At 70.4% G+C, this 23,316-nt stretch carries 23 protein-coding genes and 1 riboswitch; of the genes, 12 read left to right on the top strand and 11 right to left on the bottom strand.

Annotation, left to right across the window (positions count from 1 at the left end; all coding sequences use genetic code 11):
• Positions 1-119: 119 nt before the first annotated feature.
• Complete coding sequence (locus tag ACFVJX_RS07955; RefSeq protein ID WP_384132675.1) at positions 120-3,401, bottom strand: GH92 family glycosyl hydrolase; 3,282 nt, start codon at positions 3,399-3,401, stop codon at positions 120-122.
• 506 nt (positions 3,402-3,907) lie between these two features.
• Between ACFVJX_RS07955 and ACFVJX_RS07950 the strand changes: the two genes are divergently transcribed.
• Entirely contained in the window at positions 3,908-5,116 is a 1,209-nt protein-coding gene (locus ACFVJX_RS07950; protein ID WP_384132672.1) for an acyltransferase family protein, read from the top strand.
• 61 nt (positions 5,117-5,177) lie between these two features.
• Here the strand turns inward: ACFVJX_RS07950 and ACFVJX_RS07945 are convergent, their stop codons facing one another.
• The 3 genes from ACFVJX_RS07945 to ACFVJX_RS07935 form a co-directional block, all read right to left on the bottom strand.
• A complete protein-coding gene (locus ACFVJX_RS07945; protein WP_384132669.1) occupies positions 5,178-5,633 on the bottom strand; it encodes a tellurite resistance TerB family protein in 456 nt (151 codons plus the stop codon).
• Between the two features lie 73 nt (positions 5,634-5,706).
• Positions 5,707-6,288: a TerD family protein gene (locus ACFVJX_RS07940; protein ID WP_384132666.1), complete on the bottom strand. Its 582-nt coding sequence runs from the start codon at positions 6,286-6,288 to the stop codon at positions 5,707-5,709.
• 47 nt (positions 6,289-6,335) lie between these two features.
• Positions 6,336-6,911: a TerD family protein gene (locus tag ACFVJX_RS07935; RefSeq protein ID WP_384132663.1), complete on the bottom strand. Its 576-nt coding sequence runs from the start codon at positions 6,909-6,911 to the stop codon at positions 6,336-6,338.
• A gap of 213 nt (positions 6,912-7,124) precedes the next feature.
• On the opposite strand from ACFVJX_RS07935, the gene ACFVJX_RS07930 reads away from it, so the two are divergent.
• Positions 7,125-7,556, top strand: coding sequence for a BlaI/MecI/CopY family transcriptional regulator (locus tag ACFVJX_RS07930; protein WP_384132660.1), 432 nt, complete (start codon positions 7,125-7,127; stop codon positions 7,554-7,556).
• A 3-nt stretch (positions 7,557-7,559) separates the two neighbouring features.
• Positions 7,560-8,501: a M56 family metallopeptidase gene (locus ACFVJX_RS07925; protein ID WP_384132657.1), complete on the top strand. Its 942-nt coding sequence runs from the start codon at positions 7,560-7,562 to the stop codon at positions 8,499-8,501.
• Positions 8,502-8,598: 97 nt separating this feature from the next.
• On the opposite strand, the gene ACFVJX_RS07920 is transcribed toward ACFVJX_RS07925, so the two are convergent.
• Entirely contained in the window at positions 8,599-10,815 is a 2,217-nt protein-coding gene (locus ACFVJX_RS07920; RefSeq protein WP_384132654.1) for a HelD family protein, read from the bottom strand.
• 226 nt (positions 10,816-11,041) lie between these two features.
• Between ACFVJX_RS07920 and ACFVJX_RS07915 the strand changes: the two genes are divergently transcribed.
• Positions 11,042-11,584 (top strand): FABP family protein, encoded by a 543-nt coding sequence (locus tag ACFVJX_RS07915; protein WP_384132651.1) that lies wholly within the window; start codon positions 11,042-11,044, stop codon positions 11,582-11,584.
• 25 nt (positions 11,585-11,609) lie between these two features.
• Here ACFVJX_RS07915 and ACFVJX_RS07910 read toward each other — a convergent pair whose 3' ends face one another.
• Positions 11,610-11,891, bottom strand: coding sequence for a hypothetical protein (locus ACFVJX_RS07910; protein WP_384132648.1), 282 nt, complete (start codon positions 11,889-11,891; stop codon positions 11,610-11,612).
• A gap of 410 nt (positions 11,892-12,301) precedes the next feature.
• On the opposite strand from ACFVJX_RS07910, the gene ACFVJX_RS07905 reads away from it, so the two are divergent.
• The 4 genes from ACFVJX_RS07905 to ACFVJX_RS07890 all read left to right on the top strand — a co-directional run bounded on the left by ACFVJX_RS07905 (position 12,302) and on the right by ACFVJX_RS07890 (position 15,872).
• Positions 12,302-12,640, top strand: a complete 339-nt coding sequence (locus ACFVJX_RS07905) for a MarR family transcriptional regulator (RefSeq protein WP_384132646.1) — start codon at positions 12,302-12,304, stop codon at positions 12,638-12,640.
• A 345-nt stretch (positions 12,641-12,985) separates the two neighbouring features.
• Positions 12,986-13,174: riboswitch (cyclic di-AMP (ydaO/yuaA leader) on the top strand.
• A gap of 3 nt (positions 13,175-13,177) precedes the next feature.
• Positions 13,178-14,083: a transglycosylase SLT domain-containing protein gene (locus tag ACFVJX_RS07900; RefSeq protein ID WP_384132643.1), complete on the top strand. Its 906-nt coding sequence runs from the start codon at positions 13,178-13,180 to the stop codon at positions 14,081-14,083.
• A gap of 233 nt (positions 14,084-14,316) precedes the next feature.
• Positions 14,317-15,396, top strand: coding sequence for a dihydrodipicolinate reductase (locus tag ACFVJX_RS07895; protein ID WP_384132640.1), 1,080 nt, complete (start codon positions 14,317-14,319; stop codon positions 15,394-15,396).
• Entirely contained in the window at positions 15,393-15,872 is a 480-nt protein-coding gene (locus tag ACFVJX_RS07890) for a carboxymuconolactone decarboxylase family protein (protein WP_384132637.1), read from the top strand. The genes ACFVJX_RS07895 and ACFVJX_RS07890 overlap by 4 nt, the downstream gene beginning before the upstream one ends.
• Positions 15,873-15,988: 116 nt before the next feature.
• Here ACFVJX_RS07890 and ACFVJX_RS07885 read toward each other — a convergent pair whose 3' ends face one another.
• The gene (locus tag ACFVJX_RS07885; protein WP_384132634.1) at positions 15,989-17,632 is read right to left on the bottom strand and encodes a GMC oxidoreductase; all 1,644 of its coding nucleotides are present in this window, start codon (positions 17,630-17,632) and stop codon (positions 15,989-15,991) included.
• 192 nt (positions 17,633-17,824) lie between these two features.
• On the opposite strand from ACFVJX_RS07885, the gene ACFVJX_RS07880 reads away from it, so the two are divergent.
• Positions 17,825-18,013, top strand: coding sequence for an antitoxin (locus tag ACFVJX_RS07880; protein WP_384132631.1), 189 nt, complete (start codon positions 17,825-17,827; stop codon positions 18,011-18,013).
• 102 nt (positions 18,014-18,115) lie between these two features.
• Here ACFVJX_RS07880 and ACFVJX_RS07875 read toward each other — a convergent pair whose 3' ends face one another.
• Positions 18,116-18,286, bottom strand: coding sequence for a hypothetical protein (locus tag ACFVJX_RS07875; RefSeq protein WP_384132629.1), 171 nt, complete (start codon positions 18,284-18,286; stop codon positions 18,116-18,118).
• Between the two features lie 95 nt (positions 18,287-18,381).
• Here ACFVJX_RS07875 and ACFVJX_RS07870 point away from each other — a divergent pair, with 95 nt between their 5' ends.
• On the top strand, positions 18,382-20,937 hold the full coding sequence (locus tag ACFVJX_RS07870; RefSeq protein WP_384132626.1) for a SpoIIE family protein phosphatase: 2,556 nt from the start codon (positions 18,382-18,384) through the stop codon (positions 20,935-20,937).
• Positions 20,938-20,960: 23 nt separating this feature from the next.
• Here ACFVJX_RS07870 and ACFVJX_RS07865 read toward each other — a convergent pair whose 3' ends face one another.
• Positions 20,961-21,173: an alpha/beta hydrolase fold domain-containing protein gene (locus tag ACFVJX_RS07865; protein ID WP_384132623.1), complete on the bottom strand. Its 213-nt coding sequence runs from the start codon at positions 21,171-21,173 to the stop codon at positions 20,961-20,963.
• Positions 21,174-21,201: 28 nt separating this feature from the next.
• Here ACFVJX_RS07865 and ACFVJX_RS07860 point away from each other — a divergent pair, with 28 nt between their 5' ends.
• Positions 21,202-21,336: a hypothetical protein gene (locus ACFVJX_RS07860; RefSeq protein WP_384132620.1), complete on the top strand. Its 135-nt coding sequence runs from the start codon at positions 21,202-21,204 to the stop codon at positions 21,334-21,336.
• A gap of 32 nt (positions 21,337-21,368) precedes the next feature.
• Here ACFVJX_RS07860 and ACFVJX_RS07855 read toward each other — a convergent pair whose 3' ends face one another.
• On the bottom strand, positions 21,369-22,079 hold the full coding sequence (locus ACFVJX_RS07855; protein ID WP_384132617.1) for a 4'-phosphopantetheinyl transferase: 711 nt from the start codon (positions 22,077-22,079) through the stop codon (positions 21,369-21,371).
• Positions 22,076-22,951 (bottom strand): metallophosphoesterase family protein, encoded by an 876-nt coding sequence (locus ACFVJX_RS07850; RefSeq protein WP_384132614.1) that lies wholly within the window; start codon positions 22,949-22,951, stop codon positions 22,076-22,078. Before ACFVJX_RS07850 ends, ACFVJX_RS07855 begins: the two co-directional genes overlap by 4 nt.
• A 129-nt stretch (positions 22,952-23,080) precedes the next feature.
• On the opposite strand from ACFVJX_RS07850, the gene ACFVJX_RS07845 reads away from it, so the two are divergent.
• Positions 23,081-23,311, top strand: a complete 231-nt coding sequence (locus ACFVJX_RS07845; protein WP_384132611.1) for a DUF6059 family protein — start codon at positions 23,081-23,083, stop codon at positions 23,309-23,311.
• Positions 23,312-23,316: the final 5 nt, after the last annotated feature.

Below are 23,316 nucleotides of genomic sequence, written 5' to 3'. Positions count from 1 at the left end.
GAGGGGGGCTGTCCAACGACCTACTCCGACGGCCGCGCTGCGTCGTGATCGTCCCCTGCGTCGGGCGCGCGGCGGCGCGGCATCACCCCCCCCCCCCCCCCCCCGTTCCGGTCGGTTCCTCAGGCCGTGGCCACCGCGAAGATGTGGATCACACCCCCCTCCGTGGTGGACGGCAGGGTCACGCTCGCCAGCTGCTTGCCCGCCTGGAGCTTGACCGGCGCGGTGGAGAACACCTCGGTGCCCACCGGGTCCGCGCCGCCGCCCTGGACGTCGCGGTACTCGGTGTGCACCGCGACCGTGTTGCCGAAGGACGGCTCCTCCGAGCCGCCGCCCAGCGTCCAGTCACTGAAACCGATCTCCGCCTGCTGCGTGGTGCCGTCGGTGTACGTCAGCGTCGCCGTGCCGGATGCGGAGCCCTCGGCCGCGCTGCCCAGCAGGCTGAGCTCGGTGTCCCCGGCGGCGGAGGGGACCTTCATCACCTGCGGATCGGTTCCGGCCACCTCGATGTTGTCCGGCTCCCCGGCACCCACCTTCGGCCAGTCGAAGTCGAAGCCGCCGGACGAGACCGTGCCGCCCGCTGTCGCACCCGCGTCGGCGAGTGCCTTGGCCGAGTAACTCCAGCCCTCACCGTCGAAGTTGGCCTGCGGATTGTCGTCGTCCGCCGAGATGGCCGTGCTGTTGCGGTTCCACAGCATGCTGTTCTTCTCGGCGACGGTCACCGCTGCCGAGGTCTTCGGCAGCTCCTCGCCCGTGGACGACTTCAGCGTCACCGGGACCGTGTAGTGGCCCTCGGCCGTGTCATCGGCGGCCGACACGCTGAGCTTCGCGCTCACCGAACCCCGCGCGGGGACCGTGAAATCGCCTTCCGACGGGGTGACGGTGACACCGGCCGGCGCCTTCGCCGTCCAGTGCACGGTGGTGGCCTTCGTCTCGATGCTCTGCACCTTGACCGTCGTCTCCGCGCTGCCGGACCCCGGCTCGACCTTCAGCTGCTCGGGGGTGGCGCCGGTGAAGTACTTCAGACCGCCGCCGGGGAAGGAGGGCGGGGCGTCGGCCTTCGCGGTTCCCCAGGTGGTGTCCGCCGTCGAGCCGAGGGTGTAGTCCAGCCTGCCGCCACGGGTGACGAGCGACGCGGGCACCCACGGCTTCGTGGACGTCCGGCCGTTGACCTTCAGGCCGTGGATGTAGGTGTTGTCCGCGGACGCGGCGGGCGCGTCGACGGTGATCGTCTTTCCGTGCCCGGTGTGCACCACCGCGTGCGGGAACAGCGGTGCGGACAGTGTCAGATCGGCCCGGCTCGGGTTCTGCGGATACATCCCCAGAGCCGAGAAGACGTACCAGGACGACATGGTCCCCGCGTCGTCGTTGCCCGGAATGCCACCCGGGGTGTCGGTCCACAGCTGGTCCATCTCCGCGCGGACCGTCTCCTGCGTCTTGTACGGGGCCCCCAGGTAGTCGTACAGGTAGGGGGCGTTGATGTCGGGCTCGTTGGTCGCGTCGTAGCGCGTGTCGTCCTTCGCCGAGAAGTCGAACTTCCCGTCCGGGGTGCGGAAGAAGGCGTCCAGCCGCTTCACCGCCGTGTCGTCGCCGCCCATCGCGCCGGCGAGGCCCGCCACGTCCGAGTAGACCATCCAGGTGTACCGCGCGCTGGACCCCTCGACGAAGCCGCTGCCGGTGCCCGGTGTGAAGGTCCCCGCCCAGGTGCCGTCGGACTTGCGGTCGCGGATGTAGCCGCCCTGCGGGGTGGCGTTGGCGTCGAAGACGTTCGTCCAGTTGCCCGAGCGGTCCAGGAACTTCTTCGCGTCCGCGGTCCGCCCGGTCTGCCGGGACAGCTCGGACAGTCCGTAGTCGGCCGCCGCGTCCTCCAGCGTCTCGGCCGCGCCGCCCCAGCAGTGGCAGTTGTCCGCCGGCACGTAGCCGAGCTCCAGATACTTGTCGAGCGCGGGCCGCTGGCCCACGCACTCGACGTTGCAGCCGGAGCTGTCGGAGTCGTTCGCCGTGGGCACGGTGGCCGCCTCGACGAGGGACTTCAGGGCGCCCTTGACGTCGAAGTCATGGCCGCCGAACGCGTAGATCCCGGCGAGGGCGGCGTCGGACGGATCGCCCGACATCACGCTCGTCTTGCCGTTCTCCAGCAGCCAGCGGTCCCACTCGCCGCCGCGCTGGCCCGCGTAGTTGTAGAGAGACTGCGCGTAGTCGCTGCCCGCCTTCGGGTTGAGCAGCGTCATCAGCTGCACCTGTGCCCGGTACTGGTCCCATCCGGAGAAGGTGCCGTACTGGGCCTTCTGCCCCTTGGCGAGCCGGTGCGGCTCGCGGTCGGCGCCGAGGTAACGGCCGTCCACATCGCTGGTCAGGGTGGGTTCCAGCATGGAGTGGTAGAGCGCGGTGTAGAAGGTGGAGCGCTGGGCGTCGGTGCCGCCGCCCACCTCGACCGACTTCAGCGTCCTGTTCCAGACATCGGCGGCCTGGCCCCTGACGGAGTCGAAGCTCTTGCGGGGCCCGTTCTCCGCGCGGAGGTTGGCCTCGGCGTTCCGCGGGCTGACGTAGGAGACGGCGACCTTGGCGCCGGCCTCGGTGGTGCCGTCCGCGAAGGTGATGTAGGCGCCGGAGCCCTTGCCCTCGACGGCGTTGCCGGACGAGCTGTACCCCGTACCGCCGGAGGCCGAGGTGGAGCCGGCCTTCACCTCGCCGTCCGTCCAGGTGCCGACCTTCGCGAACGCCTTGTCGAAGTGGGCGGTGAAGTACAGCGTGTAGAGGTCCTTGCGGTTGTTCGCGCTCTGCGGACCGCAGAAGTTGCCCGCGGTGACGGAGCCCGTCACCGTCCGCGCGGCCTTGTCGATCCTGACGGTGGCGCCGGTGCTGCCGCTCTCCGAGTTCGAGGTGCGGAAGAGCATGCTGGCGGGCTTGTCCGCCGGGAAGCCGAACTTGCCCGAGCCGGTCCGCGCGGTCGTGGTGAGCGCGGCGGAGGCGCCACTCGCCAGGCCGACCTTGTAGTAGCCCGGCGACGCGGTCTCGTCGGAGTGCGAGAAGGTGTCGGCGTACTTGGCGTCGGTGGTGTCCGCGGTGGGCGAGGAGTCGACGTCACCCACGTACGGCATGATCGGGATGTCCCCGTTCGCCCCGGAGCATCCGACACCGTTGAGATGGGTGAGACTGAAGCCGCGGATCTTCGTCGCGTCGTACTGGTAGCCGCCGGGCGCGGGTGTCGAGACCTGCTTGCCCTTCGAGTTCTGGGGGCTCCAGGCCAGCATGCCGAACGGCTGCACGGCTCCCGGGTAGGTGTTGCCCGCGTTGGACGTGCCGATCAGCGGATTGACGTACGACACGGGATTCCTGACGGTGCCGTGCGGGGAGGCCGCCGTGGCGGGGGCGGCCGTTGCGGCTATTCCCGCCGCGGCCATGGCGGCGACCGCGACCGAGCTGATGGCTCTGAGTCCGGTGCGCGTCCGGTGGTTGTGCGTGTCTGACACCGTTCCTGCCCTTCGTGTATGACGGACCGTCAACGAGGTGGGAGCGGGCGCGCCGTGGCCACTCCGGAACGGCGTCGCTCCGACAACGTTGTCAGCGACGTGAGGATGCTCCTCCTGCTGCTCCGGGGTGTCAAGGATTCCCGGAACCCGGCGGTCCGGACCGGAAGGGGCGCGGGGGGAGGGGCATCCGGGCGAAAGGTGCATACGCCACGCATTGCCTGTGGGTGCGTGAGGGGCCGTCGTGGGCGCGGGTTTACGGGAGGGGGGAGTCATGACTACGGTGCGGGGAATGTTCCGCAGTCGCCGCACTCCCGTAAACCCTCTAAGACGAGCGATGGTGCACACGGGTTCCATCGTTGAGGGGGGAGAACTCCGTGAGTGATTCACCGCGGTCGTCCGAATACCGCCCGGCTGCGGGCCATCCCGGTACCGGCACGATGGAACGCGAGTCCGAAGGGCCCCGGTCCGCACCTCTTCAGCGCGTGGCAGCTGCCAAGACCGGTGGCGACGGAACGCGGGACGCGTTCTTCGACAACGCCAAGTACCTGGCGATCGTGCTGGTCGCGATGGGGCACGCATGGGAGCCGTTGCGGGGTGACAGCAGGACGGCGGCCGCCCTGTACATCACCGTCTACGCGTTCCACATGCCCGCGTTCATCGTGATCTCCGGCTACTTCTCGCGCGGTTTCGACGCGAGCCCGAACCGGATCAGACGGCTGGTCACGGGTGTGGCCGTGCCGTACCTGATCTTCGAGGTCGCGTACACCGCCTTCAAGTGGACCGCGGGTGGCGACCCGGACTATCCGGTCAGTCTGCTCGATCCGTGGTACCTGACGTGGTTCCTGGTCGCTCTGTTCGTATGGCGGCTGACCACGCCCCTGTGGCGGATCGTCCGGTGGCCGCTGCCGCTCTCCCTCGCGATCGCGGTCCTGGCCTCGGTGTCGCCCGGCATCGGTGACGACCTGGACCTGCAGCGCGTTCTGCAGTTCCTGCCGTTCTTCGTGCTCGGCCTGGTCCTGCGGCCCGAGCACTTCCGGCTCGTACGCCGGCGGGAGGCCCGGGTCCTGGCGGTGCCGGTCCTCGCTGCCGCGCTGGTCTTCGCCTACTGGGCGGCTCCCCGGATGACCGCCGCCTGGTTCTACCGCCGTGACAGTGCCCAGGAACTGGCGGATCCCGCCTGGACCGGTGCTGTCATGACGCTCGCCATGTTCGGCTGCTCGGTGGTCCTCGTCGCCTGCTTCCTCGCCTGGGTGCCGCGCCGCCGGATGTGGTTCACGGCTCTCGGCGCGGGCACCCTGTACGGCTACCTCCTGCACGGGTTTCTCGCCAAGGGGTCCCGCTTCTGGGGCTGGTACGACGCCCCGTGGATCCAGACACCGCTGGGCCGGATCGGGCTGACCCTGATCGCCGCCGCGGTGATCACCGTGCTGTGTACGCCACCGGTGCGGCGGATCTTCAGGTTCGCGATGGAACCGGAGATGGGACGGGCCTTCAAGGCGCCCGAGCCCACACCCCGGTCCGCGTCGCGACCGGGTGCCGGGGGGTCGCGTCGCGGATCGTCCCCTGGGAGCGGGCAGGAGCACCACGCGGTCGCGGTCCACGAGGGCGTGCCGTGCGTGGACGGCACGCCCCCGCGAACCGGGTGACCCGGCACGCCCCGCCGTGAGCCGGGAGCCCCTGGGGCCGACAGCCCTCAGCCGACAGTCCTCAGAGGTCGAATTCGGCCGGCGAGATCCCGGCCGCGAAGCACGCCTCGCGGACCACGGCCCGCTCGTTGTCGTCGAAGTCGCCGTCGGCGCCCCCGATGACGATGCCGATCTGGATGACCGCCCGCGCCTCGGTGGGCTTCTTGCTCACCTTGCCGACGATCTGGAGGAGGCTGACCTTCCCGAAGCCGAAGTCGGCCGTCAGCTGCTGGCAGTAGTCGTCGAACCGGCGCTGCAGATCCTCCGCGGGGAAGTTCCGCAGTACCTCGTTCCCCGCGATCAGGGAGGCCACCCGCTGCCGTTCGGAGGCGTCGATGGAGCCGTCGGCCGCAGCCACGAGGGCGCAGACGGCCATGCTCGCGTCGCGGAAGGCCCCGCTCTTCAGGTCGTTCTTCTTGGCGTTGAGCTGCGTCTGCATCGTCGAGGCCGAGTCCTTGATGCGGTCCCACAGTGCCATTCGAAATGCTCCAGAGTCGGTCGGAGTGGTGAGTACGGGCCGGTACGCGGAAGACGGGCCCGGCGGGCGGGCCCTACAGGTGTGCTGTGACGGCCGGCATCAGGTCCTGGAAGGTGCGGCCTTCGGCCGGGGTGCCGATGGCCGTCATCTGCCACCCCGCACCGGACCGCTGGACCTTGGCCATGATCTGCGCGGTGTGGCCCCCGCCGCCCGTCAGCGTGTAGCGCGCCAGCTCCTGCCCGGTGGTCTCGTCGACCAGGCGGCAGAAGGCGTTGTCGACCTCCTCGAAGGTCTGGCCGGTGAACGAGTTCACGGTGAAGACGATCTGGTCGACGTGGGCCGGGACGCGCTGCAGATCGACGACGATCGACTCGTCGTCGCCACCCTGGCCGGCGCCGCCCACCCGGTTGTCGCCGGTGTGCCGGACCGAACCGTCGTCGCTGGTCAGGTGCTGGAAGAAGACGACGTCCTGCGGGGCCGTGCCGGCGAACAGCACGGCCGAGGCGTCGAGGTCGATCTCACGGGCGGTCAGCCGGGCGAGGAACCCCCTGCGGGGTGCGGACTTCCAGCCCAGACCCATGCGTACGACGGTGAGTTCCCCACCTCCGGACTTGGTGAGGCTGATCTGCTGGCCCTTGGACAGATTGACGGTCATGGCTCCACTCTCGGCAGGGGGACGGCAGGACGGTGACCCGGACCGGGTCAGAGGCTGACCCCGAAGTCCGCGACGATGCCGCTGAGTCCGGAGGCGTAGCCCTGGCCCACGGCGCGGAACTTCCACTCGGCGCCGTTGCGGTACAGCTCGCCGAAGACCATGGCGGTCTCGGTGGAGGCGTCCTCGCTCAGGTCGTAGCGGGCGAGCTCGCTGTTGTCGGCCTGGTTGACCACCCGGATGTAGGCGTTGCGCACCTGCCCGAAGCTCTGGCCCCGCCCCTCCGCGTCGTGGATCGACACGGGGAAGACGACCTTGGCGACATCGGCCGGTACGGATGCGAGGTCGACCTTCACGATCTCGTCGTCCCCCTCGCCCTCCCCGGTGAGGTTGTCGCCGGTGTGCTCCACCGAACCGTCGGGGCTCTTGAGGTTGTTGTAGAACACGAAGTTCCCGTTGGAGCCGACCTTTCCGGACTCGTCGCACAGCAGGGCGCTGGCGTCCAGGTCGTAGTCCGTGCCGGTGGTGGTGCGGACGTCCCAGCCGAGTCCGACGAGGACCGCGCTCAGCCCGGGTGCCTCCTTGGTCAGCGAGACGTTTCCGCCCTTGGCGAGGCTCACACCCATGGTCTTCTCCCTCTACGCAGCGTTGTGCCCACGCGTGACCGTGCGGGCACCGAGTGACAGCAACTGAAATCTACAGCACTGTAGAGTTTGTCTGCGGCGGTCGCGGCCCCCGGCTTCGCCGGGCCGTGGGGCATCCGGTCGGCTGGGTACTATGCCCCGGCGCCCGGCCGTTGAACGAACGGATCAGGGTCCTCGCGTGAAAGGGGCCGTCTCGTGGGCGGAGAGAAGGACGGCAGTCCTGCGGAGCCGCGCTCCCGCCGGCGCGGGCAGGGCGAACTGGAAACCCAGGTGCTGACCGTGCTGGGCGGGGCGAGCGAACCCGTCACCGCGGCATGGGTCCAGGAGCGCCTCGACGGCGGCCTCTCGTACAGCACGGTCATCACGATCCTGACCCGGCTGCTCGACAAGGAGGCGGTCACCCGCACGGGTTCGGGGCGCCCGGTCCTGTGGCAGTCGACGGCGAACGGTGCGGGCCTCACCGCCTTCCGGATGCGCAGACTCCTCGACCAGCGGGACGACCGGGACGCCGTGCTGTCCAGTTTCGTGTCCGCGCTGTCGCCCGACGACGAGGAACTCCTGCGGTCACTGCTCGGCGAGAACGGACCGGGCCACGGCGGCCCGTCCACGGACCGACCGGGGAGCTGACCGATGGGCGTCTTCGTCTATCTGCCCCTGGTCCTGCCGCTCACGGCGCTGCCCGTCGCGCGCCTGACCGAGCAGCACCTGCACCCGCGAAGCGCCGCCAGGCTGCTCGCCACCGTCGCAGTGATCCTCGGCTCGTGCACCATCCTGTGCCTCGGCCTGCTCGTCGTGGTCGGCACCGCCCAACTGCCCGGCAACCCGCTCCCGGACAGCTGGTCGGACGACGAGGTCAGGAAGGCCGTCCCACAGGACCGCATCGCCGGCAAGACGGCTGTCGCCGCGCTCACGGCCGTGGCCGTGGCCTGCGCGTCCACCCTGTGGCGGCACTACAGCTTCCGTGCCCGAGCGCGCCGCACACTGGCCGGGCTGCCGACGACGTCCGAGGTCGCAGTCCTGCCGGACGGTGTGCCCTACGCCTACGCCCTGCCGGGCTCGCCCGGCAGGATCATGGTGTCCTCCGCGATGCTCGACTGCCTGACGCCGGCCGAGCAGAGAGTGCTGCTCGCCCACGAACGGGCCCATCTCGCGGGCCGGCACCACCGTCTGCTGCTCGCCGTTCAGCTGGCCGGCTGTGTCAACCCGCTGCTGCGCCCGCTGCGCGCGGCGCTCACGTACAGCACGGAGCGCTGGGCCGATGAGCAGGCCGCCGTCGACACCGGCGACCGGCGGCTCACGGCCCGGGCCGTCGGCAAGGCGGCGATCGTCTCCCACCGGTCAGCCACCGGGACCGTCGCGGCCTTCGCCGCGGCAGGACCCGTCCCACGGCGGGTCGCCGCGCTGCTGGGCCCGGCGCCGTCGGAGCGCGGCTGGCCACCGGTGCTCACCCCCACGGGCATCGCGGCGTTCGTCGCTGCCGCGGGGTCGGCCTTGTCCACCCTGTCCTCCCTGAACGCGGTCTTCGCGCTCTTCGTCGCCCTGGAGGCGGCCACACCGCTCCAGGAGCCGTGAGCTCCGCCTCACAGGACCGGCCTGCGCCGCGAAGGAGCCGCGGAACGGGCGAACCGGGTGAACCGGGTGAACTGGGTGAACCGGGGGCCCGGATCGGTCAGGGTCGGCGCAGTGACTCGGGCAGCTTCTCCCGGTGGATGATGCCCAGACGCTGCGTGGCTCTGGTCAGGGCCACGTACAGGTCGCTGGTCCCGTACCGGGCGGGCTCCACGACCAGGACGTTGTCGAATTCGAGCCCCTTGGCCTGCCGGGGCGCGAGCAGCACCACCGGGCACGTCAGATCGGGCTCGGCACCGGCGGTCACCCCCTCCAGCGGAGCCGCGATCTCCTCGTGGAGCGCCGCCGGCGCGATCACCGCCAGGCGCCCTTCGCCGGGCGTCAGCTCCGAGACCGCCCGCGCGACCTCGGCCGCCAGATCCTCCCCGGCCTCGCGCGTCCACGGCACCTCACCGGTGGACCGTACCGAGCCCGGCGGTTCGAAGGACGGGTCCTCGGCCTGCAGGACCCTGGCCGCCAGCTCCATGATCTCCGCGGGCGTACGGTAGTTGACCTTCAGCGTGACGTGTTCGAAACGATCGCCCACGTACGGCTCCAGGATCTTCTCCCACGCACCGACACCGGCCTCCTCGGAGGTCTGCGCGGGGTCGCCGACCAGCGTCAGCGAACGCGTCGGCGAACGGCGCATCAGGAGCCGCCACGCCATCGGTGACAACTCCTGCGCCTCGTCGACGATGATGTGCCCGAACGCCCAGGTCCGGTCGGCGGCGGCGCGCTCCGCCGCACCGCGGTGATCGGCCTCCTCCTGCCGCTCCGCCATCCGTTCGGCGTCGATGATGTCGTGCGCGGCGAGCATCTCGGACTCCTCGTCCTCGAACTCGTACGACTCCGAGCCGCGCGACAGCTCCAGCACGCCCTGCGCGTACGCGATCCGCTCCTGGCGTTCCGCCTCCGCGGCGGCGCGCTCGGCGCTGTCGTCGACCCCGAGGAGCTCCGCCGCCTCGTCGAGCAGCGGCACATCGGCAGGGGTCCACGTTCCCTCACCGGGCGTGCGACGGATCGCTTCGGCGTCCGCGTCCGGCAGGTACACGGGCCCGGCCAGATAGTCCGTGAGGAACCCTTCCGGGGTGAGGGGCGGCCACAGCTCGTCGACGGCCGCGTGCACCTCCTTGCTGAGTGCGACGTTCCTGCCGAGCTGCGCGATGTCGTCCGGGCCGAGGAAATTGGGTCCGCCGTGCGGGTCGGCGCCGATGCGCTCGGTGAGCTGCGAGGTGAGGGCGTCGATGATCCGGAAGGCGAAGTGCGGGCGGGCCAGGTTGTGCGGCAGCCGGGTGTCGCGGGCCGCCTGCCGGGCCTCGTAGGCGATCTCCCAGTCGAGTACGAGATCCCCGTCGTCGTGCCGGATGATCAGCGGGGCTCCGGGCTCCGGCAGCTGCTGCCGGTCGCGGACGGCGAGGGCGAGCGCCTCCGCCATCGCCTCCCCGCCCTTGACGGCGGCGGCACCGGGCGTCTCGGTGCCGTCCGCGTGGACCCCGGGGAAGAGCTCCGCCTGCGTGGCGAGCAGTACCCCCGTCTCGCCGAGCGCGGGCAGCACCTCTCCGATGTAACGCAGGAAGGCGGGGTTGGGACCCACGATCAGGACGGCCCGCTTGGCGAGCAGTTCGCGGTGCTCGTACAGCAGGAAGGCGGCGCGGTGCAGCGCCACGGCCGTCTTGCCGGTGCCGGGTCCGCCCTCGACGACGAGCACACCGCGGTGCGGGGCGCGGATGATGCGGTCCTGTTCCGCCTGGATGGTCCGCACGATGTCGCCCATGCGCCCGGTGCGCGCGGAGTTGACGGCGGCGAGCAGTACGGCGTCGCCGCTCGGATCCTCGAAGCCCGTGCGCTCCTGGTCCCCGACGTCGAGGATCTCGTCGTGGAGTTCGGTGACCAGACGCCCCTCGGTGGTGATGTGCCGTCGCCGGCGCAGCCCCATGGTCGTATGGCCGGTGGCGAGATAGAAGGGCCGGGCCACCGGTGCGCGCCAATCGATCAGCAAAGGTGTGCGAGCGGTGTCGTCCTCACGGATTCCGATACGGCCGATATGGTGCGCCGTGCCGTCGGACAGGTCGATCCGGCCGAAACACAGCGAACCGTCCACGGCATTGAGGGCAGCCAGCAGACCTGAGCGTTCACCGACGAGCACATCGCGTTCCAGACGGGCCTGCAGGCCGGTCCCCACCGGCGTCAGGGCGTCCTGGACGTGCTGCGCGGCGACCGAGCGCAGCGCATCGACACGGTCGTAGAGCCGGTCGATGAATTCCTGTTCCTTCTGCAATTCGGAGCTTTCCCGAGTTGACAAAATGGCTCCCTGCCGGATATGGTCTTTCTTAGCGGCCCCCGATGAGGGGCCTTTTCTGTGGGCGCACAGAAACACTCAATATACCTGGGAAAAACCCCGGTCCGCAATTGCGGACCGGGGTTTTCTCGTGTCCGCGGGACCGAACCGGCCCGGCAGCCCATAGGCTGCCGTCCGGCACCGGCCCGACCCAGGAGCGCGCACGATGTTCGACCCCGCCCGCAAGTCCCCCTATCCCGACGCGTTCCGACCGGACGAATCACCGTCCCCGCACGCCCTGCTCGCACCGCTTGTCGGGTTCCTGGGCACCTGGACCGGCCGGGGGAGCGGCGAATACCCCACGCTCGCCGAGGAGTTCCGGTACGCGCAGGAAGTCACCTTCAGCCACGACGGGCGGCCCTTCCTGCACTACGAGGCGCGCGCCTGGCTGCTCGACGCGGACGGTGCCCCGCTGCGACCGTCGGCCCGGGAGAGCGGCTGGTGGCGGATGCAGCCGGACGGGCGGGTGGAGGCGCTGATCACTCAGCCCACCGGTGTGGCGGAGATCCTGACGGGCCGTGCGAGCGACGGTTCGGCAGATCTGGCCACCCATCAGGTGGCGCTCGCTCCCACGGCCAAGGAGGTCAGTGCCACCCGGCGCCGCTACACCCTTACGGACGACGGCACGCTCACGTGCGTCCATGACCTCGCGGCGGTCGGGCAGCCCCTTCAGCACCATCTCTCGGCGCGGCTCCGACGCGAGAGCTGAGGGCGGGTCCTGGGGCCGGTGGCGCTCACGCTCCGGTCAGGACCTCCCGCAGCCGGACCGCATGGGCCCGTGGGTGCGTGGTGTTGCCGTTGTGTCCGCCGGGGAACCGCACGACTTCCCGGCCGGTGAGGCCGGCGAGGCGCTGTGCGCACTGTCCGACGAAGACCGAAGGCGCCGTCGTGCCACCGCCCGCGGGCACGATCCGTACGGGAGCGGTTCGCAGCGCCTCCAGGTCGGGTTCGGCCTCGACGACCGCGGTGAGGATCGATCCCGCACACCAGGAGACCGAGCCGGACCTCACCCCCATGCCGCTCACCCCGCGCCGTCACGGCGACTTCGGCTTTTTCGTCGACCACGACCGGCAGTAGCGACGGGGCGACCGGGTCGTGTGTCACCAGCAGTGCGCGCCGCTCGGGACGGGCGGCCGCGAGGTGCAGGCCGATGGCGGCGCCCATGCCGCACCCGAGCATCAGGGCGGGCTCGTCGGTCGGTTCCGCCGGCAGGAGGTGCACGTCGTCCGCGTGCTTGCGCCATGGTGACGCGGTGCCCGGGGGAGTGGAGGGTGCTGCGGGAGAGGTCCCGGCGGTCGTGGGTGACCACGGTCCAGCGGTCCACGAGGCGGTCGGCCGGCTCGCTCATGCAGATCGGCGAGGAGGTGCTCCCGGAGCCGCCCGCCTCGGCCGGTGTGCGGCGGTCGGCGCCCGGGTGGCCCTCGTCGTGCCGAGCGACCTCCTCGGGCATCCGGACACCTCGGTGAGCTCGATCGCCGTGCACACGGGTCTGCCCCAGAGTCGGGTCTCGGGTGCCGTGGCCCGGCTGAAGGAGCCGGGCTCGATCGTGACGGCACCCGATCCGGCGGACGTCCGGCGGCAGCTGATCCGGCGGGCATCCGAGGTCTCGGAACGCGTGGCCGAGGTCAGGGCCGCGCCGGTCGACGGGGCTCTGGCCGCCGCGCTCGGCACCGATGACTTGCAGCGGCTGCTGGCGGTCACCGAGGCGCTCGATGTGCTGGCCCGTTATCTCACGCCGGAGGCTGTCGGTCGCCTCCGGCCTTGAGTAGGGGCGGGCTCCGGTGGGACGGGGTGACTTTCAGGTGCTGCCAAATGTCCTGATTGGGTAATTAATCCGAACTGCTCGTTATGACCACTCAGGGTGTGTTTTCGGGGGATCAAACATGGTGAATATTGACCAAATCGCTCCTTTCGGGCGCAGTGGCCAGCATCACTTTTCCGCCCACGGACGCAGGGCGTCGGGCTTCGGTTCCCTGCTGCGCCAAGAAAGTTGACTTCCGTCGCGAGGTCCCGATGTGAGCATTTCCTTTAATTGATCTTGTGGATCAATTGGGATTTGGAATTCCTGGCTTGTTTCGGTCGGTGTTTCTCGCTTACGGTCGCCGTCAATCCGGATGGAACGCCGAATCCTGCCGCCGTCCGGGAACCCGACCCACTCACGTACGGCAGGAGCGGGGGACCCAGTTTTGCCGCCGGTCCGGTATCCGGACCGGCTAGGGGTGAAGTCGCCATCACGTGCGGCCGGACATCTCCAGTCCGAACCCGACAGCTCACCTCGCAGGCGGCGGAGAGGAAATTCGTCATGCCCTTCAACGGTAAGCACCGTCGTTCCAAGTCCACCTCCCTGACCCGCGGTTTCATCGCCGTGAGCACCGGTGGAGTCGTCCTCGCACTGCCCCTGATCGGCGCCGGATCGGCTTCCGCCGCCCCGGCGCACGCTGCCGTCGCCGAAAAGGCCGCGGCCCCGACTTCCGTCGCTGCGAAGGAAATCGCCGCGCACAAGGCGGAGTCCACCGTCTATTCCGTCGTCTCCGGCGATTCGCTTTACAAGATCGCCCAGGGGCATTCCCTCAGCGGTGGCTGGGAGCGGCTCTACAAGGACAACCGGAGTGTCGTCGGCCAGAACCCCGACCTCATTCACCCGGGCCTCAAGCTGACCATCGGCGCCAAGTCCGAGGCTGTCGCGCCCAAGACGGCGCCGAAGGCCGAATCGAAGGCGAAGACGACCGAGTCGAAGCCGGCCGACGAGTCCAAGTCCGCGAACGGCGCCTCGCAGTCCTCCGACCGTGCCGAGGGAACCGGCCGCGCCGACCGTTCGGAGCGGACGGCCACCCCCGTCGCCGAGAACACCGCCGCCACCGCCCCCGCGCAGTCCGCGACCGCGTACACCGACGACCTCGACGGCTGGATCAAGGAGTCGCTGGCCGTGATGGCGCAGAACGGCATCCCCGGCAGCTACGACGGCATCTACCGCAACATCATCCGCGAGTCCTCCGGCAACCCGCAGATCGTCAACGACTGGGACTCGAACGCTGCCGCAGGCACGCCTTCGAAGGGCCTCCTCCAGGTCATCCAGCCCACCTTCGACGCCTTCCACGTGGCCGGCACGTCGACGGACATCCTGGACCCCGTCGCCAACATCACCGCCGCGTGCAACTACGCCGCGGCCACGTACGGCTCGATCGACAACGTGTTCGGCGCCTACTGACATCACACGGCTCCGCCCACGGGGTGAGTCGGCAGAAGGGGTGGGGCGGAGCCGTGAGGCTCCGCCCCACCCCTTCGCGCGTGCGGCCCGGACACCAGGAAGGCGGCCGGGCCCTCGCCCGGAGCCTTCGGAGCCGCCCCTCCGCCGGAACCCACGGCCCCCTCCGGCAGGCCTCGCAACCGGGTGCGCGATGGCACTATGAACCTTTCATCCCGCGCGCTACCCTCCGCCGCATGATTTCCACGGTGGTCTGGGGTACCGGCAATGTCGGCCGCGCGGCCATCCGCGCCGTCGAGGCCCATCCGGCCCTGAAACTGGCACACGTGCTCGTCCACGACCCCGGCAAGACCGGCCGTGACGCGGGCGACCTCGGCGGGCTCGGCCGCGATCTGGGCGTCGCGGCGAGCGATGACATCGACGCGGTGCTGGCCACCGCTCCCGGCGCGGTCGTGTACGCCGCCTCCGGGGACATCCGCCCCGACGAGGCGCTCGCCGACATCGTCAGGGCGGTCCGGACGGGCGCGGTGGTCGTCACCCCCGCCCTGTACGCGCTCTACGACCGGCACGGCGCGCCGCCCGAACTGCGCGATCCGGTCCTGGCCGCGGTCGCCGACGGCGGCGGCTCCCTGTTCGTCTCCGGCGTCGACCCCGGCTGGGGCAACGACGTGCTGCCCCTGCTGATCAGCGGACTCGGGAGCACGGTCGACGCGATCCGCTGCCAGGAGATCTTCGACTACTCCACCTACGACCAGCCGGACGCGGTCCGCCATCTGATCGGCATGGGACATCCCATGGAGTACGAGCCGCTCATGCTCGCGGCCTCGGTACCGACCATGGTGTGGGGTGGACAGATACGACTGATGGCCAGGGCCCTGGAGGTGGAGCTCGACGACATCCGGGAGACCATGGCCAGGCGCCCTCTGGAGACCACGGTGACCACCCGCACGATGGGCCGGTTCGAGGCGGGCACCCAGGGCGCGGTCCGCTTCGAGGTGCAGGGCATCGTCGGGGGCGAACCGCGCATCGTCATCGAGCACGTCACCCGCATCCACCCGTCCTGCGCCCCGGACTGGCCCACGCCGCCCGACGGCTCCGGAGCCCATCGCGTGATCATCGAGGGCCGTCCGCGCATCGAGGTCACGGTCGAGGCCTCCGACGAGGGCGAGAACCGCTCGGCGGGCGGCAACGCCACCGCGGTCGGCCGGCTGGTGAACGCCATCGACTGGCTGGTGGAGGCGGAGCCCGGACTCTACGACGCACTCGACGTCCCCCTGCGCCCCGCAGCCGGCAGACTCGGAAGGAAGCAGCCATGATCATCGACATACCCGAGGGCCAGGAACCGATCGGATACGTGTGGGGCGACATGGTCCCCGGCATCGGGATGGCCGCTGCGAACTTCTCACTGTCCGTGTACCAGCACACCTCCCTCGGTCTGCGGGAGTTCGAGGCCGCCCGGCTGCGGATCGCGCAGATCAACGGGTGTCTGTTCTGCCTCGACTGGCGCACCGAGCGGGACGGCGAAAAGGTCGAGGAGGAGTTCGCCGACGCGGTGGGCGAGTGGCGTACCACCGGAGCCTTCGACGACCGGACCCGGCTGGCCGCCGAGTACGCCGAGCGGTACGCCCTGGACCACCACGGTCTGGACGAGGAGTTCTGGAGCCGGATGACCGCGCACTACAGCCAGCGCGAGATCGTCGAGCTGAGCATGAGCATCGGCTCGTGGCTGGCGTTCGGCCGGCTCAACCACGTACTGGGCCTCGACGCCGTGTGCGTGCTGCCCGGCCACTGAGCCGGAAGCCCCGGGCCCGTCGGGTCCGCCGTCGCCCGGGGCGAACCCAGTAGGAGGCCGGTTCCGTCGCCTCCTACTGGCCGGGCCGTCGCCTCGGACGGGTGTCGGGGGCGGTGTCACAGATCGGTGGCGATGATCTTCTCGATGTTCCGTTCGGCGAGTGCCGTGATGGTGACGAACGGGTTGACGCTGGTGTTGCCGGGGATCAGCGAACCGTCGATCACGTACAGGCCCGGGTGGCCCAGCAGGCGGCCGTAGTTGTCGGTGGCCCGGTCCAGCACCGCACCGCCGAGGGGGTGGTAGGTGAGGTGGTCGCCCCAGATCTTGTACACGCCGAAGAGGTCGGTGCGGTAGATCGTCCCCTCCTTCGCGTTGATCTTGTCGAAGATCGTCTTGGCCATGTCGATGGACGGCTGCTTCCACGCGGTCTGCCAGTTCAGGTCGACCTTGCCCGTAGCGGCGTTCCAGGAGAACTGGGCGCGGTTGGGGTTCTTGGTGATCGACAGATAGAACGAGGCGAACGTCTCGATCCCGGTCGGCAACGGCGCGACTTCGGCGAACGCGCCACCGGCGGCCCAGTTGTCGATGCCACCGCAGGGGATGCTCGACTGGACCGCGCCGGTCGGGTCCCAGAGGTGGTTGGCGCGGCCGCACATGACGTTGCCGTTGTCGCCCCAGCCCTTGCCGATCTCGTCGTTGAGCCCGGGCAGCTTGCCGGTGGCCTTCAGCTCGGTGAGCAGTTTGCTCGTACCCACGCTGCCGGCCGCGAAGAACACCTTGTCGGCGGTCACGGTCTTGGTGGCCTCGGTGCTCCCGTCCGTGCGGAGCTGGTCGATGACGACCGTGTAGCCCCCGGCGGACGCCGGGGCGACCGAAGTGACCTTGTGCAGCGGTGAGATGGTGACGTTTCCGGTCGCCATGACCTGGGCGAGGTAGGTCTTCTGCAGCGACTTCTTGCCGTAGTTGTTGCCGTAGAGGATCTCGCCCGCCAGCGCCGACTGGGGCACGGTGCCGGCCGCTTCCTGCTCCATGTAGTCCCAGTCGTACACATCGGGCACGAAGACGAACGGGAAGCCGGAGCGCTGGGCCTGCTTACGGCCGACCCGTGCGTACTGGTAGCAGTCGACGCTGTCGAACCAGGCCGGGTCGACGGTGCCGACGCCCAGGCCCGCGTTGGCGCGCGGGTAGTAGGTGGAGTACATCTCGTCGGCGTTGACCGTGGGGAGGACGGCGCCGAAGTTCTCCCGCCTGGGCGTGACCGCCATGCCGCCGTTGACCAGTGAGCCGCCACCGACGCCACGCCCCTGGTAGACGGTGATCCCGCTGAAGTCCTCGGCGTCCAGGATCCCGGTGTACCGGGGGATCGTCCGGTCGATGGGGAAGCCGAGGAAGTTACTGAGGGGCTGCTTGGTCTTCGTGCGGAGCCAGTACGAGCGGCCGTCGGGGCTCGTCGTGTTGGCGAAGACCTTGCCGTCCGGTCCGGGGGTGTCCCAGGACATCCCCATCTCGACCATGTGGACGTGGACACCCGCGCGGGCGAGCCGCAGAGCGGCCACGGATCCGCCGTAGCCGGTGCCGATCACCAGGACCGGGACATGCTCGCCGCCGCCGATCACCTTGGCTGTGGCGCGGCCCGCCGCGCGGGCTGCCGTGGCGTGGCCGGAGAGGGCTGCCGCCCCCACGATGGAACCTGTTCCAGCGATGAATCTGCGTCGCGATACTCCGCCTGATCCCTTGTGGGGTAAGGTCGAGTCCGTCATGTGACGTGCCTCACTCTCGGTCGAATGGGAACGAGTTCTACTGGTGCCCGCATGAGAAGTCACTACCTACCTGTGGGTAATTTATCCGGGTCCCGGGCACCTGTCACCCATCGGGGGCCCCGCGCCCCGGGGTGCGGCACCGGGGCATCGCATGGATGCTGGGAATGTCCGCGTTCCATGAGGAGGACAGTCATGAGCATGCTCGACAAGATCAAGGACCTGATCAAGGGGCACCCCGACCAGGCCCGTCAGGGAGTCGAGAAGGGTGGCGACTTCATCGACAAGAAGACGCACAACAAGTACAGCGGTCAGGTCGACTCCGCCCAGAAGAAGCTCAATGACCAGTTCGGCGGGGACAACCCGCCCACCGACAAGCGCTGAAGGCCCGAAGCCCTCGTGCGACCACGAACGGAGCGGCCGCCGCCATCCAGATGGCGGCTGCCGCTCCGTTCGGACGTGTCGGATGTGGACGTGGGGTGGACGTCAGTTGTGGCCGAACTTCCGCTCGCGCTTGTGCGAGACCGGCTCCGAGATCGCCTTCATCGCTTCGGATGCGGGCGTGGTGCTCGTCTGCCCCTTGGTCTCCGTGGCCGCTGACTGCTCATGGCCGCCGGTGCGGGCGCCACGGTTCTGTCGGCTCTGCTTCTTGCCCATGATCGTTCCTCCGGATGTCGGACGACGGGCCACCTTTAGAGTTGCATACAAGTATAAAGGGTGCATTTCGTGTCGTAAGGTCCTCGTCCCCTGACATGCGGGCCATGGCGGTCCGGGAGCATGCTTGGGATGTGACCTGGTACGGCGCCGCCCGGGATACCCCCCTCAGCGAGGGCGGAAGTGTGCCCGCGACCCAGGAGGGCGGCAGGGCGCCCGACGAACTGTCCCTGGTGCTCGCACAGGCCGTCGTGACCGGGGTCGAGGCAGCCGGTGGCCAGGCGGGCGGCGTCTACCTACGCTCCCGCACCCCTGGGCTGCTGCGCCTGGCGGTGCTCGCGGGGCTGCCGGGGCCGCTCTTCCGCCCCTGGTGGCGCATGCACGTGAACCGCCCGTTCCCGGTGGCCGAGGCCTTCCGCACGGGCCAGGCCGTACACCTGGCCGACGCCGAGGAGGCGATGCGCCGCTACCCACAGCTGATGGCGGGCCTGCCGTTCCCCTTCGGCTCCCTGTACGTGCCGGTCATCAGCAGCGGAGAACCGATCGGCGTCCTGACCGTGCTGCGCCCCGCGACCCCCGGCAGACCGGTGGGCACACCCGAACGGCGCAGACTGCGGGGGGTCGCCGAACGCCTCGCCACCGCACTGGCGGAACTGGAGTCCACCCGTACGAAACCGCGGTGGGACGAGGAACCGCTCCCCGTGCAGCTGCCCGCAGGCACCTCGCCGCCCGTCCGGATCGGCCGTTTCGACTGGGACCTGGCCAGCGGAGCCGTCGGCGCCGACACCGAGCTCTGCGCGATCCTCGGGACCGTGCCCGAGGACTTCCCGGGCACGATCGACGCACTGGCCGTCCAGCTGGCACCGGAGGACGTGTACGGACTGTGGGCCCTGGCCCGCCAGGCGGCGGGGTCCGGCGGCCCCGTCGTCCGCCGGATGCGGCTGCGCGGCCCCGACGGCCGCTCGCACCTGCTGGAGGTCTCGGGCCGCAGGGAGAACGGGACGGAATCGGGGGAGACGAGCCACCTGACCGGCTTCCTCGTCGACCTCGGCATCGGACCGGTCGTCCCGGAGGCGGCCGACCGGCTGCCACGGGGAATCTTCTCGCTGGACCGCTTCGGGCGCATCACCTACCTCAACAACCTGGCCGAGCAGATCCTCGGCCACGCCCGGTCCGAACTGGTCGGCCGGGTGCTGTGGGAGGTCCTCCCGTGGTTCGCGAACCCGGCGTACGAGGACCACTACCGGTCCGCGATGATCTCCGACGACCCGGTCCACTTCCTCGCCCGGCGCAACCCTCCCCCCTGGCTCGGGGTCTCCCTGTACCCCGGTCACGAGGGCCTCACGGCCGTGCTCACCCCCACCGAGGAACCCTCCTACACGCCGGGGTCCGTGGCCTCACCGGGTCTTGGGCTCGGTTCCCCCGCCGACCGCTCCGCCGCGCTCTACCGACCGGTCGCGCTGGCCATCGCGCTGACCGAGGCCGTCACCGCCCGACAGGTGTCCGCCGTGGTCACCGAGGAACTGCTGCCCGCCTTCGGCGGCAGACAGCTCGCCATCTACCTGCTCAAGGAGGGCCGCCTCTACCTGGAGTGGGAGACCGGCTTCCCGAAGGGCTTCCTGGACGGATTCGACGGCGTCGGCCTGGACGCGCGCATCCCCGGCGTCGAGACACTCACCTCCGGCCGCCCCATCTTCTTCGAGTCCATGCAGCATCTGAGCGCCGCCTACCCCGGCATCCCGATGGACGCCGAGGTAGGCGCCCGCGCCTTCCTGCCGCTGATCGCCTCCGGTCAGCACGTCGGCTCCTGCATCCTCGGCTTCGACCAGCCGCGCGGCTTCAGCCCCGAGGAGCGCACGGTCCTGACCGCACTGGCGGGCCTCATCGCCCAGGCACTGCAACGGGCCCAGCGCTACGACGCCGAGGCCGCCCTCGCCCGCGGCCTGCAGGATGTCCTGCTGCCGCACCGGCTGTCGGTCGTCGACCGCGTCGACACCGCGGGCCGGTACCTCGCGGGCACCCAGGGCATGGACGTCGGCGGTGACTGGTACGACGTCATCGAGACCGGACGAAGGCTGGCCCTGGTCATCGGAGACGTCCAGGGACACGGAGTCGCGGCCGCCGCGACCATGGGGCAACTGCGCAGCGCCGTACGTGCCTTCGCACTCAGCGGACACGATCCGCAGGAGGTGATGAGCGGCACCAACCGGCTCCTCATCGACCTCGACCCCGGCCAGTTCGCCAGCTGCTGCTACATCCTCATGGACCCGGTCACCGGCAGCACCCACGCCGTGCGGGCGGGGCACCCGCAGCCCGTGCTGCGCCGCGCGGACGGCACGGCCGAGGTCATGGACCTCCCGGGCGGGATCGTGCTCGGTGTCGACGCCGAAGCGACCTACCCCGTCACCGAACTGCACCTGGCCCCCGGCGAGATGCTCGCCCTCTACACCGACGGCATGGTCGAGCAGTCCGGTACGGACATCGACGTCGGCATCGAGCGGCTGCGCGGCACGATCGCCGATTTCGGCCCCGCCCCACTTCCCGACACGGCGGACCACGTGATCGGCCGGGCCAGACAGGCGCCGGACCGGCCCGACGACATCGCCCTGCTGCTGGCCGCCCGGTGGGACGACGCGGACGAGCGCACCACGTGAGGGCAGCCCCCGCGCGGGCGGCTTCAGGAGTGCAGCCCCCGCCGCAACGCCGTCAGATGTTCCGCGGCGATGGGCTGTCGCTCCCCGGGATCCGGCCCGGCCGCCGGACCGCCGAACGCGTGGTACACGCCGGGGAAGTCGTGGAGCTCCACGGGCACTCCCGCCTGTGACAGCCGCAGCCCGTGGAGCAGCCCCTCGTCCCGCAGCGGATCGAGCCGCGCGGCCAACCAGTTCATCGCGCTGGTCTACGAGGAGTTGCCCGGGATGAGCGCCCTGGGCACCCGCCCGCTCGACCCGGCGGACGTCGGGAAGGTCGTCGCCGCGGGCGTCGACACCTTTCTGCGTGCCTTCGGTACGGACCCGTCGGCCGCGGCCCCGAAAGCCGGTGGCGGTGGGTGATTCCGCGCACCGTCGATGTCATCCGCCGAGTTCTACAGCGAGTTGGGCGTGAACCCGTGCGTCGCGTCGGTGCTGCTGATGGCCCTGGGGGACTGAGGCACCCCGACAGCGGTGGCCAGCAGCCCTCCCCGTACCGCCCACCGTCCGTGGAACACCCCGACGGCCCGGCCCCCGACCACCGGCCCCGGCACCAGAAGCGCGGCCCGGAACGTACCTCCGGGCTCCAGGCGGATCTCGGCCTCCGGGAAGTCGAGGAACACTCCGGTCAACGGGAACCAGGCCTTGTACACCGCCTCCTTGGCGCTGAACAGCAGCCTGTCCCAGGCCACTTCGGGGCGGGTGGCAGCCAGATCGCGAACGCGTTCGCGTTCCGCCGGAAGGGAGACCGAGTGCAGCATGCCGGGCTTCAGCGCGAGGGCGGGCTCGGCGTCGATCCCCAGTGATGCCAGCTCACCGACCCGGGCCACCGCGGCGGCCCGGAAGCCCGCACAGTGCGTCATGCTCCCCACCACGCCGTCCGGCCAGCTCGGCGCACCCCGGTGGCCGGGTACCAACGGCTCGTAACGGAAGCCCAGTTCATTGAGGGCGGTCCGGGCGCAGTGGCGCACGGTGGTGAACTCCCTGCGGCGCGACTCCACCGCACGGGCCACCGCGGCCTCCTCCGCCGGGTGGAGCCGGGCCTCCGGTGGGTCGTCGTACGCCACGGCGCTCACCACTCCCGGCGGCAGCAGCGCACCGATCACCGGGGGACTCCCGGCACGGCCACCGGATCCGCGGCTTCCGGGCCGGGCAGGATCAGCCGGGGTCCGCCCGGCTCCGCTCCCCGGCGCCGCCACTCGCGCGGATAGCCCACCGACACCTCCTCGAAGCGCACCCCGTCGTACCAGGTCGTCCTGGGGATGTGCAGATGGCCGTACACCACGGTCTGCGCCCGGAACCGCACATGCCAGTCCGCGGTCGCCTCGGTGCCGCACCAGAGCGCGAACTCCGGATACCGAAGGACCCGGGTGGGCTCGCGCACCAGCGGGAAGTGATTCACCAGCACCGTCTGCGTACCGGGTGCCAGCGCCGCCAGACGGCGCTCGGTCAGGGCCAGCCGCGCCCGGCACCAGGCGTCGATGGAGGGGTACGGATCCGGGTGCAGCAGCGACTCGTCGGTGCCCACGACGCCGCTCTCGTGCGCCCGCCCCAGCGCCTCGGCCCGGGTGTTCGTACCGGCCGGCCGGAAGGTGTAGTCGTAAAGGACGAACAACGGCGCCACCGTGACCGGGCCGGACGGCCCCTGCCACACGGGATACGGGTCCTCCGGCGTCACCACCCCCAGGTCCCGGCACATCCCCACCAGATGGTCGTAGCGATCGCGGCCCCGCAGCTTCACCGGGTCCTGCCGGTGGGTCCACAGCTCGTGGTTGCCCGGCGCCCACACCACCTTCGCGAACCGCCGGCTCAGCAGGTCGAGCGCCCAGCCGATGTCGGCGACGATCTCCCCGACATCGCCGGCCACCAGCAGCCAGTCGTCCTCGTGTTCCGGCCGGAGCCGTTCCAGCGCCGCCCGGTTGTCGTCGAACGCCACATGCAGATCGCTGATGGCCAGCAGACTTCCCGTACCCCTCATACCCCCCACTCTCGTGCCACCGCACCCGTCCGCGCATCGGGGAAACTGCGTACCTGCGTCGATTGGCCGAAAGTAGCTGCGGCCCACCGGCTTTGGTGCGGCTTTGGCGAAGGTGGGCAGGTTGAGGCCATGCGCATCATCCTCGCCCGCTACCTGCGATCCGTCGCGTACGCCCTGGTCTCCTTCGGCCGGATCTGGGTCTACATCCCGCCGACGGACGAGCCGGACGCCACGCCCGCCGCCGGACCGGCCCCGGGCCATCCGGAACGGCTCTGCCCCGAAGTGCCGCTCAGCGATGCCGAGATGATCTGGTGCCGGCAGCTGCTCGGAGCCCCCGGGGCGGATCCGTACGGGAGATGACCGCC

This window comes from Streptomyces sp. NPDC127177 (genome assembly GCF_042672475.1).
In the GTDB taxonomy this organism is placed as follows: domain Bacteria; phylum Actinomycetota; class Actinomycetes; order Streptomycetales; family Streptomycetaceae; genus Streptomyces.
This window is presented reverse-complemented; position numbering and strand designations above follow the sequence as displayed.

Coding starts and splice junctions, on each gene's coding strand:
- ACFVJX_RS07955 (WP_384132675.1), bottom strand. CDS start 3,401: ATGGCCGCGGCGGGAATAGCCGCAACGGCCGCCCCCGCCACGGCGGCC.
- ACFVJX_RS07950 (WP_384132672.1), top strand. CDS start 3,908: ATGGAACGCGAGTCCGAAGGGCCCCGGTCCGCACCTCTTCAGCGCGTG.
- ACFVJX_RS07945 (WP_384132669.1), bottom strand. CDS start 5,633: ATGGCACTGTGGGACCGCATCAAGGACTCGGCCTCGACGATGCAGACG.
- ACFVJX_RS07940 (WP_384132666.1), bottom strand. CDS start 6,288: ATGACCGTCAATCTGTCCAAGGGCCAGCAGATCAGCCTCACCAAGTCC.
- ACFVJX_RS07935 (WP_384132663.1), bottom strand. CDS start 6,911: ATGGGTGTGAGCCTCGCCAAGGGCGGAAACGTCTCGCTGACCAAGGAG.
- ACFVJX_RS07925 (WP_384132657.1), top strand. CDS start 7,560: ATGGGCGTCTTCGTCTATCTGCCCCTGGTCCTGCCGCTCACGGCGCTG.
- ACFVJX_RS07915 (WP_384132651.1), top strand. CDS start 11,042: ATGTTCGACCCCGCCCGCAAGTCCCCCTATCCCGACGCGTTCCGACCG.
- ACFVJX_RS07910 (WP_384132648.1), bottom strand. CDS start 11,891: ATGGGGGTGAGGTCCGGCTCGGTCTCCTGGTGTGCGGGATCGATCCTC.
- ACFVJX_RS07900 (WP_384132643.1), top strand. CDS start 13,178: ATGCCCTTCAACGGTAAGCACCGTCGTTCCAAGTCCACCTCCCTGACC.
- ACFVJX_RS07895 (WP_384132640.1), top strand. CDS start 14,317: ATGATTTCCACGGTGGTCTGGGGTACCGGCAATGTCGGCCGCGCGGCC.
- ACFVJX_RS07890 (WP_384132637.1), top strand. CDS start 15,393: ATGATCATCGACATACCCGAGGGCCAGGAACCGATCGGATACGTGTGG.
- ACFVJX_RS07885 (WP_384132634.1), bottom strand. CDS start 17,632: ATGACGGACTCGACCTTACCCCACAAGGGATCAGGCGGAGTATCGCGA.
- ACFVJX_RS07880 (WP_384132631.1), top strand. CDS start 17,825: ATGAGCATGCTCGACAAGATCAAGGACCTGATCAAGGGGCACCCCGAC.
- ACFVJX_RS07875 (WP_384132629.1), bottom strand. CDS start 18,286: ATGGGCAAGAAGCAGAGCCGACAGAACCGTGGCGCCCGCACCGGCGGC.
- ACFVJX_RS07870 (WP_384132626.1), top strand. CDS start 18,382: ATGCGGGCCATGGCGGTCCGGGAGCATGCTTGGGATGTGACCTGGTAC.
- ACFVJX_RS07865 (WP_384132623.1), bottom strand. CDS start 21,173: ATGAACTGGTTGGCCGCGCGGCTCGATCCGCTGCGGGACGAGGGGCTG.
- ACFVJX_RS07860 (WP_384132620.1), top strand. CDS start 21,202: ATGAGCGCCCTGGGCACCCGCCCGCTCGACCCGGCGGACGTCGGGAAG.
- ACFVJX_RS07850 (WP_384132614.1), bottom strand. CDS start 22,951: ATGAGGGGTACGGGAAGTCTGCTGGCCATCAGCGATCTGCATGTGGCG.
- ACFVJX_RS07845 (WP_384132611.1), top strand. CDS start 23,081: ATGCGCATCATCCTCGCCCGCTACCTGCGATCCGTCGCGTACGCCCTG.